Source organism: Alphaproteobacteria bacterium (assembly GCA_030739735.1).
GTDB lineage: Bacteria > Pseudomonadota > Alphaproteobacteria > UBA7887 > UBA7887 > UBA7887.
Genome location: JASLYQ010000008.1, coordinates 23,357 through 35,965 on the forward strand (window position 1 = coordinate 23,357; position 12,609 = coordinate 35,965).

The 12,609-nt window shown below is 61.9% G+C and carries 9 protein-coding genes and 1 pseudogene; all 10 read left to right on the plus strand.

All coding sequences use genetic code 11. The features are described 5' to 3' along the window. Window positions 1-7: 7 nt before the first annotated feature. The 10 genes and pseudogenes from QF629_05695 to QF629_05740 all read left to right on the plus strand — a co-directional run bounded on the left by QF629_05695 (window position 8) and on the right by QF629_05740 (window position 12,599). A complete protein-coding gene (locus tag QF629_05695) occupies window positions 8-886 on the plus strand; it encodes an FtsQ-type POTRA domain-containing protein (GenBank protein ID MDP6013023.1) in 879 nt (292 codons plus the stop codon). Continuing rightward, window positions 883-2,160: a cell division protein FtsA gene (gene ftsA, locus QF629_05700; GenBank protein ID MDP6013024.1), complete on the plus strand. Its 1,278-nt coding sequence runs from the start codon at window positions 883-885 to the stop codon at window positions 2,158-2,160. The genes QF629_05695 and ftsA overlap by 4 nt, the downstream gene beginning before the upstream one ends. A 57-nt stretch (window positions 2,161-2,217) precedes the next feature. Then, window positions 2,218-3,735, plus strand: a complete 1,518-nt coding sequence (gene ftsZ / locus QF629_05705) for a cell division protein FtsZ (GenBank protein MDP6013025.1) — start codon at window positions 2,218-2,220, stop codon at window positions 3,733-3,735. A gap of 105 nt (window positions 3,736-3,840) precedes the next feature. Next, window positions 3,841-4,457, plus strand: a pseudogene (locus QF629_05710) (IS1595 family transposase). Between the two features lie 110 nt (window positions 4,458-4,567). Then, on the plus strand, window positions 4,568-5,500 hold the full coding sequence (gene lpxC / locus QF629_05715) for a UDP-3-O-acyl-N-acetylglucosamine deacetylase (GenBank protein ID MDP6013026.1): 933 nt from the start codon (window positions 4,568-4,570) through the stop codon (window positions 5,498-5,500). 204 nt (window positions 5,501-5,704) lie between these two features. Continuing rightward, on the plus strand, window positions 5,705-6,874 hold the full coding sequence (locus QF629_05720) for a hypothetical protein (protein ID MDP6013027.1): 1,170 nt from the start codon (window positions 5,705-5,707) through the stop codon (window positions 6,872-6,874). Next, a complete protein-coding gene (locus tag QF629_05725) occupies window positions 6,871-7,851 on the plus strand; it encodes an NAD-dependent epimerase/dehydratase family protein (GenBank protein ID MDP6013028.1) in 981 nt (326 codons plus the stop codon). Before QF629_05720 ends, QF629_05725 begins: the two co-directional genes overlap by 4 nt. A 12-nt stretch (window positions 7,852-7,863) precedes the next feature. After that, complete coding sequence (gene carB / locus QF629_05730; GenBank protein MDP6013029.1) at window positions 7,864-11,109, plus strand: carbamoyl-phosphate synthase large subunit; 3,246 nt, start codon at window positions 7,864-7,866, stop codon at window positions 11,107-11,109. Window positions 11,110-11,166: 57 nt separating this feature from the next. Continuing rightward, window positions 11,167-11,640, plus strand: a complete 474-nt coding sequence (gene greA, locus QF629_05735) for a transcription elongation factor GreA (protein MDP6013030.1) — start codon at window positions 11,167-11,169, stop codon at window positions 11,638-11,640. After that, on the plus strand, window positions 11,637-12,599 hold the full coding sequence (locus tag QF629_05740) for a mitochondrial fission ELM1 family protein (protein ID MDP6013031.1): 963 nt from the start codon (window positions 11,637-11,639) through the stop codon (window positions 12,597-12,599). The genes greA and QF629_05740 overlap by 4 nt, the downstream gene beginning before the upstream one ends. Window positions 12,600-12,609 lie beyond the last annotated feature (10 nt).

The following is a 12,609-nucleotide window of genomic DNA, read 5'->3' on the forward strand; positions in this document are numbered from 1 at the left end:
GGACCGTGTGAGCCGAGCGGGGGCGCGCAAGGCGGCCAGCAGCAAGTCGAAGGTCGCGCGTAAACCCCGCTCGCGCAAGCCTGCGCAGCAACGGCGCCTGCGCCTCGATAGACGGCGTGTGCGCCAACTTACCATGGGAATTGTGCTCCTTCTGATCTTGGGCGGCAGCGCTCATACCTGGCGAAGCGGACTAATACAGGCCATTAGCGCGAAGGCCGGGCGCCAGGCTGTCACTGCCAGTGTCGATGCCGGTCTCGCCGTAGAGGAGATCTTCGTCGTCGGCCGCAGCCATGTCTCGCTCGAGCGCCTGCGCGAGGCGCTCAGTATCGAGCGCGGCGACGCAATTCTGGTGCTTGATTTAGATGCGGCACGAACGCGCATCGAAGCGCTATCTTGGGTTGCCGCAGCAAGTATCGAACGCCGGCTGCCGGATACGCTCTATGTGCGCATTGTCGAGCGCAAGCCGTTCGCCCTTTGGCAGCATCAGGGCCGCATGGCGCTAGTCGATGACAAAGGTGCACTGCTGACCAACGAGACTCTGCAACGCTTCGTCACCCTGCCACTGGTCGTCGGCGAAGGCGCGCCGCGCGCCTTGCCGATTCTGCTGAGCGTGCTGGCGGATGAGCCTGAAATAGCAGCGCGCGTCACTGCGGCTGTCTGGGTCGGCCGCCGCCGCTGGACGCTCAATATCGACGACCGGCTCAAGGTCAAGCTCCCCGAGCACAGCGTCGCCGACGCCTGGCAACGCCTGGTGCAGCTGCAACGGCGCGATAGAATTCTCGACCGCGCCCTCGTCATGCTCGATCTCAGGCACGCGGACCGGCTCGTCGTGCGTCCGGCCGCCGACGCGATCATTCCCGCCCCGGGCTCGGAGTCGGACGTATGAGCGGTTGGCAAGGAGGGTCCTATGCGCGTGCTAACACCGACGGCCTGATCGTCGCCCTCGACGTGGGCACAGCCAAGATCGCTTGCCTCATCGCTGAGGACGAGGGAGATGGCCTGCTGCATGTGGTCGGTGTCGGCCACAAGGTCAGCCGCGGCCTGCGCAACGGCGCGGTCATCGACATCGAAGCGGCAGAACAAGCCGTGCGCGAGGCCGTGCATGGTGCAGAGAGCATGGCCGGCGAAACGGTGCGCAGCGGCGTCATCAATCTTTCATCCGGCCAGCCCCAGTCACGCTGCTTCTCCGTCGAAGTGGAGATCGGCGGCCACGAGGTCGGCGACGCCGACCTGCGCCGCATTCATGACGTTGCCCAGCGCCAACCCTCGCCTGCCGACCGTACGGTCGTGCATGCGCTGCCCGTGGCTTACGGCATCGATGGCGTCACCGGCATCCGCGACCCACGCGGGTTGTTCGGCGACAGGCTATCGGTAACCATGCACGTGGCGACCGCGGGCCGCGGCGCTGTGCGCAATCTCTCGACTTGCCTGGCGCGCTGCCATCTCAACGTGGACGACCTAGTGCTCTCGGCCTATGCCGCCGGCCAGGCTGTGCTGGTTAAGGATGAGCGCGAGCTTGGCGCAGTCTGCGTCGACCTGGGCGCCGGAACAACCTCGATCGCAGCCTTCCATGGCGATCGTTTGGTGCACACGGATTGCCTACCGATCGGCGGCGCCCATGTCACGAACGACATCGCGCGTGGCCTGGCAACGCCGCTTGCCAACGCCGAGCGCATCAAGACTTTGCACGGTAGCGTCATCGCCGATGCAGCCGACGATAGGCGCCTGCTGGATGTCCCCACCATCGGCGAGGGCGAGAGCATCGGCGTCAACATCGACCAGGTGCCGCGGGCGCAGCTGATTGACATTATCCGGCCTCGCCTCGAGGAGACGTTCGAGATGGTGTGCGACCGTCTCGCCACCTCCGGCTTGGCCGAGTTGGCCGGACACCGGGTGGTGCTAACGGGTGGAGCCAGCCAGATGAACGGCATCGCTAACTTGGCCGGGCAGATTCTTGATAGTCCGGTACGGCTTGGTAAACCGCGCGCCCTGCGCGGCCTTGCCGAATCGACCAGCGGCCCGGCCTTCGCCGTCGCCGCAGGTCTGTTGCAACACGCTTTCGAGACCTCTTCCCCCAACGCCGAGCGTCGGCACGAGTTGACTCGTGATCCCCCCCGCGGGCTCGGCCGCATCGGCCATTGGCTTAGGGAGAACTTTTGAAACCACATACACCTACCTCCAAACAAACGTACAACGCTTACTTAGAGAGGGACCAAAATGACCATCAATCTCAGCGTTCCAGCAACGCACGAGCTCAAACCGAGAATCACCGTCTTCGGTGTCGGCGGCGCCGGCGGTAATGCGGTCAACAACATGATTACTTCGCACCTTGAAGGGGTCGAGTTTGTGGTCGCTAACACCGATGCACAAGCCTTGTCGCAGGGACTGACCGAGCGGCGCATCCAGCTCGGCACCATGCTGACCCAGGGCCTCGGCGCCGGTGCCCGTCCCGATGTCGGTCGACAAGCAGCAGAAGAGGCCCTCGATGCTATCGAAGACCATTTACAGGGCAGTAATATGGCCTTCATCACTTGCGGCATGGGTGGTGGTACCGGTACCGGTGCTGCGCCAATCATCGCCCAGCGCGCCCGTGAGCACGGCATCCTCACCGTCGGCGTGGTAACCAAGCCGTTCCTCTTCGAGGGCAAGCACCGCATGCGCATCGCCGAGGCAGGAATCGATGAACTGCAGGCCCATCTCGATACGCTGATCGTCATTCCCAACCAGAACCTATTCCGCATCGCCACCGAGAGCACGACGTTTACCGACGCCTTCAAGATGGCTGACGACGTACTCTATTCTGGTGTGCGCGGTGTCACCGACTTGATGGTAATGCCAGGCCTAATCAATCTCGATTTTGCCGACGTGCGCGCAGTTATGATGGAGATGGGCAAGGCCATGATGGGCACCGGCGAGGCCGAGGGCGAAAAGCGCTCTCTCGATGCGGCTGAGGCGGCGATCAACAATCCGCTACTCGACGACGTCTCACTAAAGGGCGCCCATGGCGTGCTCGTCAACATCACCGGCGGACCCGATATGACCCTGTTCGAAGTCGACGAGGCCTGCAATCACATCCGCGATCAGGTCGATCAGGAAGCCAACATCATCTTCGGCTCGACTTTCGACGACCAGCTTGCCGGCCACATCCGCGTGTCGGTGGTCGCCACCGGCATTGACGACCGCCAAGGAGATGCCAACGCGCTGACCGGCACCGAGCGACTAGTCGTGCCTACTTCGGTTGCCGAGACCAGCCCGACGATCGAAACGCCGATCACCGAGGCACCAGCGCCCGAGCCGGTCCTCGCGGCAGAGCTTGCGCCGGAGGCTAAACTCACAGTGCAGGCGGAGCCCGAGCCAGAGCGGCTCATGTCGACAGGCCGTTCCGATGCTGACCGGACCGCCGTCGCCCCGGCGCCAGAAGCGCAGATGCCGATAGCGCCTGTCGCCGGCAGTGACAGCGGTGCCACGGATAGCGCGCCCGAGGCGCCTCGTCCGCGATTGTTCGAATGGATGAAGCGCAGCAGTCGCCCAGCTGAGGCAGCACCGGCGCCGGAAGCCCAACCCGCACCGGCCGCAGTGCGGGAGTTGGTTCTGGAGGGGGCCGCACCGACACCGGCGGCACCGCTTATCGTCACCAGCATCGCCACTCCGGCCCCAGCCGTGCCCCCCACCCCGACCACCGCCGAGGAGGATCTGCTCGACATCCCAGCCTTCCTCCGCCGGCAATCAACTTGACTGAGGAGGAGGGCGCCGGAGCTATCTATCTCAGCCACTTGCTTAGGCTGGGATGGCAGAATGTAGGAGCGCAAGAGCAGGCTCAGTGAACGGAAACGAGATCGCCTGATCGAGAACTTTGTGGCGGTTACGACAACATGTACCGTGGAAAAACTTGTCGACATCCACCGGAACACGGCGGTCTGTTTCTACACGCGCCTTCGCAAGGTAACTGCCGAGGATATGGAAAAGGCGTCACCATTTGCAGGAGAGATCGAATTGGACGAGAGCTATTTCGGCGGTGTGAGGAAGGATAAGCGCGGTCGAGACGCTGTCGAAAAGTCCTGATTTTCTGGCTTTTAAAGCGCGAAAGAAAGGTCTGCACAGTGATGATCTGCAATGCCCGGACGGCCACGTTGATGCCGATCATAGAGCGCATGATTCTGCCTGATTCCTATTGTCCACACAGACAACTTCGCGAGCTATGATCCTGGACAGCTCAGATTTCCACCATGTGTGGATCAACCACTCAGGCCGGTTCATCGAAGAACGGAACCACATCAACGGAATCGGAGAACTTCTGGAACGAGGCAAAACAGCATCTACAACGCTTCAATAGAGTCCCGAAACAGAGCTGTCCCCTGCTTCTAAAGGAGTGCTGCCAGGGGTTCAACGGAGGTGATCACCGAGAGCTGTTTAGCCAATTGAAGGCGTGGGTGAATGCAAAACTAAAAAGCCATTAAATTAGGACAGCCCCTAGGCGTAACATTCGGTAACAAAGATTGATTTGAGGGTTCGTAAAGCGCTTGTTACAAGCACTTTCAGGCTCTCAAGCGGGCTGGATGAGACGGATATGCCGTCACAAGATCAAGGCGGGGACCAGGTGACGACAAGCTACCAAACGACGATTCACAATTCTATTTGCTGTGCGGGCATCGGCCTGCATGGTGGTCAGACCGTGCGGATGACATTGAGGCCAGCGCCTGCAGGAAGCGGGATCATGTTCGTGCGTGCCGATCTCGCCGGGGCCCGCGTGCCAGCGCGCTTCGATGCGGTCACCGATACCCGTCTCGGTACTACCCTCGGTGGAGAGAGTGACGCCAGCGTTGCCACAGTCGAGCATCTGATGGCGGCCGCCTGGGGCTGTGGCATCGACAATCTAGAGGTCGAGATCGATGGCCCCGAAGTCCCGGCAATGGATGGCAGTTCGGAGCCTTTTGTGTTCCTGCTGGACTGCGCCGGCCGGAATACCGTGCCAGCGCTGCGCCAGTGCATCCGGGTGCTACGGCCGGTCACGGCGGAGAACGGCTCGGGGCACATCATGTTGCTTCCAGATCCGGTCCTGTCCATGGCTGTGGAAATCGATTTCGATAATCCGGTCATTGGGCGGCAAAGCTTGGATGCGGTTTGCGACGACACACTTTTCAGGAGCGCGCTATCGGGGGCCCGCACCTTTGCCATGGCGGACGAAGTCGCGGCCTTGCGTGCCGCCGGCCTGGCCCAGGGCGGCAGCCTGGACAACGCCATCGTTGTGGGAGACGGCCAAGTGCTCAACGAGGGCGGCCTGCGTTTCGCAGACGAGTTCGTGCGGCATAAGATGCTTGATTGTCTTGGCGACCTTTATCTGGCCGGCGCACCCCTGCTGGCGCGGATCGAGGCGAGCTGTACCGGGCACACGTTGAACAACGCGGTATTGCGCGCCTTGTTCGCCGACGAGGCCAATTGGTGCCTGGAATCAACGCCAGTGGAACCCTGGACCGAAGAGGCTTTGGCCGCTACCGCCTGATATCTATCGACATTTCCCAGATAACCTTCGATGAATTTTCCTTAATTAACTGACCGATTGATTGCTGATTCTACCCACCGGCTGATCGCCTTGTCCGTCAACCCGACCTGTAATCCAAAATATGGGATCGAGGCTCTGGGCTCGCAGCCGGCGCAGCACTATGCTATTGATTGGGAGCCGCGCAAATTCGCCTCCGGAGCCATTATGACTGCCGCGCCCCTGCCCCAGATCGATGCCGCCTCGTTGGTGGCATTTCCTGCCGAGCGGCCCTCCCTCCAGCAACATTCTCGCGAGGTCAAGAGCGCGCGGGAACTGTGCGCCGAGACCTTGGCCGGCGAACCACTGCTGACCCACATCTTCGACAGTCCCTACGGGCGTGTCGGCACGATTTTAATCCCGGTCGTCGACATGACCCTATTCGAGGATCGCGCGACAACAGTCGCAGCGGCGGTAGCCGGCGTCAACCTGGCGCGCCGCGCGGGCGCACGCTGCGTCTCATTTACCGGCATGATCCCAGCGGCCACCGACTTCGGCCGCGCCATTGCCGACGCCGTCGCCGCCAAGGGCGGGCCCACGCTGTCGCTGACCACCGGCCATGCGGCCGTGGTCGCCGCGTTCGCCTTCAATGTCGCCACGGTTCTCGAAGGCGCCGGCAGGCGCTATGAGGACGAGATTGCGGCGTTCGTCGGCGTGGGCTCAATCGGCACAGGCATCGTTAAGCTGCTCAATAGGGTGGCTGCGCCACGGCGAATCTATCTCGTCGATGTGCCCGAGAAGAGCGCGCGCCTGGCAGACCTCAAGGCTGAGTTGCCCGGCGAGGTCAAGGTAGTGACCATCGACCGCAAATCTTCCCTACCCGAATGGATGTATGACCGCTGTACGCTAATCCTCTCGGCAACCTCGACGCCGCTGGTAGTCGACGTGGACAAGCTACGGTCTGGAACCTTGATGATTGACGATTCGTTCCCGTTCGGCTTCGACTCCGAAAAGGCGGCAGCACGGGTGGTCAGAGACTCCGACATCGTGCTGACCATTGCCGGCGGGTTACGCGGTCCCAATCCATTCACCCTGGCTGAGACCACGGCAATGGAAGAGCCGGCCGATTTCTCGCTGCTGGTCCAGCGCATGACCCGCATCATCAACCCCTGGCCCGACTGCATGACCGGCTGCGTCTATTCATCGCTGATAACCAGCCGTTTTGACCTGCCTGAGACCATAGGACCGGTGACATATGAAGAGGCGAGTATTTACCACCGCGCCTTGAAGGGTGTGGGTTTCTCCGGTATGCCGCCGCATATTTTCACTTTCGACCGGGGTCATGAGAAGGCTGTTCTGCGCATGCCCGAAGGGCCCCTGGCGCGCCCCGTCCCGTGAGCGTCCTCGTTACCGGCGCTGCCGGTTTCATCGGCTCTCATGTCTGTCAAGCCCTCCTGGCCCAGGGCGAGCAGGTACATGGTGTGGACAACCTCAACGCCTATTACGACCCTGCGCTCAAGCGCGCTCGCCTAGCCCGGATCGAGAAACGCGCAGGCTTCACCTTCCACCGCGCCGACATCACCGACGCCGAGGCCATGGCCGCAGCGGCAGCAGCAGCCAAGCCCCTGCGTGCTGTGGTGCACTTCGCAGCCCAAGCCGGCGTGCGCCACTCCGTTGAGCACCCCATGGACTACGTCCGCAGCAATATCGCCGGCCAACTCGTTGTTCTCGAGATGTGCCGCGCTGCGGACGGACTCGAGCACTTGGTCTATGCTAGCTCAAGCTCGGTCTATGGCGGCAATACAAAGCAGCCATTCGCCATAACCGACCGCGTGGACACGCCGATCTCGCTCTATGCCGCGACCAAACGCGCCGGCGAGCTGATGGGCCATACCTATGCCCATCTTTTCCGCATACCATCGACAGGCCTGCGTTTCTTCACTGTCTACGGCCCTTGGGGCCGGCCTGATATGGCCACCTATATCTTTACCAAGGCGATTTTTGAAGGCCGGCCGATCGCGGTCTACAATCACGGCGACATGCGCCGCGATTTCACGTATATCGATGACATCGTCGACGGTGTGCTGCGGGTGCTTGCTCGACCACCGGCGGACGACGGCAGCAACGCGCCGCACCGCCTCTACAATATCGGCAACAACACTCCGGAGGCGCTTTTGCGTTTCATAGGGCTGATCGAGCAGGCCCTAGGAAAGACTGCGGAAAAGATCTTGCTGCCGATACAGCCTGGCGATGTGCCCAAGACCTATGCCGATATCGACGACCTGCGGCGCGATACCGGTTTCGTGCCCCGCACCGCCATCGACGAAGGCATTCCCCGCTTCGTCGAATGGTATCGCGAGTATCACGGAACCTAAAACAGGACGCGTATGCCCAAACGTGACGACATACATTCGATCCTGGTAATCGGCGCTGGGCCGATCGTGATCGGCCAAGCCTGCGAGTTCGACTATTCCGGCACTCAGGCCTGTAAGGCGCTGCGCGACGAAAACTATCGTGTGGTGCTGGTCAATTCCAACCCGGCGACCATCATGACCGACCCGGATACGGCCGATGCCACCTATATCGAGCCGATCACGCCCGAGATGGTGGCAAAAATCATCGCCGTCGAGCGCCCCGATGCGGTACTGCCCACCATGGGGGGGCAGACCGCTCTAAACACTGCATTCTCCCTGGCCGAGGACGGCACCCTGGAGCGCTATGGCGTTGCCCTGATCGGCGCCAATCAGAAGGCGATCGCCATGGCCGAGGACCGCGACCAGTTCGCCGCGGCAATGGCGCGTATCGGCCTGGAGACGCCGCGCGGCGCGGTGGCACATTCGTTGGATGAAGCGCAGGTCATTCTTGACAGTCTCGGGTTGCCAATGATCGTCCGGCCTTCGTTTACGTTGGGCGGAACCGGCGGCGGCGTTGCTTACAATCGCGAAGAGTTCGAGCGCATCGTCACCGCTGGCCTTGACGCTTCGCCGATCGACAAGGTGCTGATCGAGGAATCGATCATCGGCTGGAAGGAATACGAAATGGAGGTGATCCGCGACCGCGCGGACAACTGCATTATCGTCTGCTCGATCGAGAACGTCGATCCCATGGGCGTGCACACTGGCGACAGCGTCACTGTGGCGCCAGCGTTAACACTGACCGACAAAGAATACCAGATCATGCGCGACGCCTCGATCGCAGTGCTGCGCGAGATCGGGGTGGAGACGGGAGGCTCGAACGTCCAGTTTGCCGTCGATCCCGCGACCGGGCGCCTAGTGGTGATCGAGATGAACCCACGCGTCTCACGCTCTTCGGCACTGGCATCAAAAGCCACGGGCTTTCCCATTGCCAAGGTCGCCGCCAAGCTTGCGGTGGGGTACACCCTCGACGAGGTGCAGAACGACATTACCGGGAGCACGCCGGCCTCCTTCGAACCGACCATTGATTACGTAGTCACCAAGATGCCGCGCTTCACCTTCGAGAAGTTTCCCGGCACCGAGCCGCTCCTGACCACGGCAATGAAGTCTGTCGGCGAGGCCATGTCGATGGGTCGCAGCTTTGCCGAATCCTTACAAAAAGCCCTGCGCTCCATGGAGACCGGCCTCACCGGGCTTGATCCGGTGGAGATTGCCAACGACCGCGATGGCATTCTTGCCTCCCTGGCCCAACCGACGCCGGACCGACTCCTGGTCATCGCTCAGGCGTTGCGTGCGGGTCTCAGTGTCGATGAAGTGCATGACGCCTGCAGCTACGATCCTTGGTTTCTGCGCGAGATAGAGCACATCGTCGCTGCCGAGCGCCGAGTCGAGGCACAAGGGCTCCCGGACGATGCACAGGCGCTTACCGCATTAAAAGGATTGGGCTTTTCGGATGCGCGTCTAGCGACACTCGCCGGCTGTGATGAAGCGATGGTGTCGGCCAAGCGTGTCGCGCTCAACGTGCACCCGGTCTTCAAGCGTGTCGATACCTGTGCCGCCGAATTCGACGCACAGACGCCTTACTTCTATTCGACCTACGAAACCCCGGCCTGGGATGGCGGCGAGCCAGAATGCGAGGCCCAGGCGAGCGAGCGCCGCAAGGTGATGATCCTTGGCGGCGGTCCTAACCGTATCGGCCAGGGTATCGAATTTGACTATTGCTGCGTCCACGCCGCGTATGCGCTGCGCGAGGCTGGCATTGAGACCATTATGGTAAACTGCAACCCTGAGACCGTTTCGACCGACTACGACACCTCGGATCGGCTCTACTTCGAGCCGCTGACCGCGGAGGATGTCATCGAGATCGCGCGCCTCGAGGCCACGCGAGGCACCCTACTCGGCCTCGTGGTCCAGTATGGTGGACAAACGCCGCTCAAGCTCGCCCGGGCCCTGGAGGCGGCGGGTGTACCTATCATCGGCACCTCGCCCGATGCCATCGACCTCGCCGAAGACCGCAAGCGGTTCCAGCAATTACTAGCGCAACTCAATCTGAAGCAGCCCGACAACGGCACTTGCACCACCGTCGAGGAGGCCGTGGCGATCGCCGAACGCATCGGCTATCCAGTTCTGGTACGCCCCTCGTACGTTCTGGGCGGCCGGGCGATGGAGATCGTCGGCAACAGCCACATGCTGAGCGACTATGTAGGCCGCGCTGTACGCCTATTTGGCGATGCGCCGATCCTCATCGACCGCTTCCTAGCCGATGCTATCGAAGTAGATGTCGACGCGCTCGCCGACGGCGAGGCTGTCCATGTGGCGGGCGTAATGGAGCATATTGAAGAGGCTGGCATTCACTCGGGCGACTCCGCCTGTTCATTACCGCCCCATTCATTATCTAGCGAGATAATTTCCGAGATAGAACGGCAAACAGAAGCGCTGGCCAGAGCTCTTGGCGTGGTCGGGTTGATGAACGTACAGTTTGCGGTTAAGCGTGCCGATGATGGCACAGATCAGGTCTACATCATTGAGGTCAATCCCCGGGCCAGCCGCACCGTGCCGTTCGTTGCCAAAGCGACAGGCACACCCATTGCCAAGATCGCCGCACGACTGATGACCGGTGAATCTCTGAGCGATTTCGACCTCGCGCGTGGGCGCGGCGGCCATGTCGCAGTTAAGGAAGCCGTATTTCCCTTTGCCCGCTTTCCCGGGGTCGACGTTCTGCTCGGCCCGGAGATGAAGTCCACGGGCGAGGTGATGGGGCTAGATTCGGACTTCGGGCGCGCTTTTGCAAAGTCACAAATTGCGAGCGGCACGCGCCTGCCTGATGGTGGGAACGTGTTCATCTCGGTACGCGACAGTGACAAGCCGGCGATGGCCGAGGTCGGCCGCAGCCTTTCGGAAATGGGCTTTTTGCTGATTGCAACGGCAGGCACCGCAAAATATCTTGAGGATGCTGGCCTCGTCGTGACGCGCATACGCAAGGTTCGAGAGGGGCGCCCGCATTTGGTTGACGCCATATCGGACGGCGCGGTCGCGCTGATCCTCAACACGACCGAAGGCGCCCAGGCCATCAAGGACAGTTACAGCCTGCGCCGGGCGGCTTTGGCGAACCGGGTCCCCTACTATACCACCGTGGCTGGCAGCCGCGCCGTGACCGAGGCGATCGCAGCCCTTCGCCGAGGCGCCCTTGAAGTAGCATCGTTACAATCTTACACTTAGACCTTCTGGATACTTGGTGCCCGCATGGCGCCTCTCCGCAATGACGATGGACGGATCATGGAACGTGTGCCCATGACCGCGACGGGCTATCAACGGCTCGAAGCGGAATTGAAGAAGTTGAAGAGCGAAGACCGACCGGCCGTGATCCGGGCGATCTCGGAGGCGCGTGAACACGGCGATCTGTCCGAGAATGCTGAGTATCACGCTGCCCGTGAGCGCCAAAGCTTCATTGAGGGCCGAGTGCGCGAGATTGAAGACAAGCTCGGTCGCGCCCAGGTGATCGATGTCGACAAGCTGTCGGGCGAGACGGTCAAGTTCGGCGCTGCCATCACATTGGTAGATGAAGATACCGGCGAGGAAGTCACCTATCAACTGGTCGGCGTCGATGAAGCGGATGTCGCGGAGGGACGACTCTCGATCACGGCGCCGATCGCGCGCGCGGTGATCAACAAGTCTGTTGGCGATAGCGTCATCGTCGAAACACCCGCGGGCACCAAAGGCTACGAGATTGTCTCCGTGGACTTTCGGTGAGCGACCCGGCCGAGCGTATCTGGGTTCTTGCCGATGATCGCGTAGGGCACGCCAACCAGGCCGTGGCCGTGGCCGAAGCGCTGGACGCTCCGTTCGATACCAAGCGGCTCCGTTACAACGATCTAGCCCAGCTTCCCAATGCGTTGCTCGGCGCAAGTTTAGATCATCTGACGAGCGAGACCCGTGGCACGCTTGCGCCGCCCTGGCCAGTGCTGGTGATCGCCGCCGGCCGGCGCACAGTGCCCGTTGCCAGAGCCCTGCGTCGTAAGGCGCCCGGGCTACGCTGCGTGCAATGCATGTGGCCCGGCGTGGGTGCCGCGGATTTCGATCTGATTGCGCTGCCTGCCCACGACCGGCAACAGGAGTTCGCAACTGTCGTGCGCACGGTTGGCGCTCCCCACCGTGTCACGCGGCAGCGCCTAGCGGAGGCAGGAGAGGTGTGGGCACCGCGGCTGGATAGGATGCCGCGGCCGCGAATCGCGCTCTTGCTGGGGGGGACGACGGGGCGGCGCAATTTCGCGCCTGACGATGCCGAGTTACTGGCCGCGCAAATCCGCGTCATCGGGGGTTCCATCATGATGACAAGCAGTCGGCGCACGCCCGTATCCGTTCGTGACATCCTTGCCAGCCAACTCAGGCCACTGCACCGTTACGACTGGTCCGAGGACGGCACGGACAATCCCTATCTCGGTTACCTGGCCCTTGCCGATACCCTTGTCGTGACAGGCGATTCGACCGGCATGTGCACCGAAGCCTGTGCCAGCGGCCTGCCCGTCTATATCTTCGCCGCAGCCGATATGATCGCCGGCAAGCACCGCATCCTGCACAAGGCGCTTTACGCTGCCGGCCTCGCACGCCCCCTGGAAACCGCCACAAAAGACCTTTATCAGCCCGACACCACACCACTCGACGATGCCTCCAGCGTCGCACGCGCCATTCGCGAACGCGACTTGCTATAAGTAAAGACTG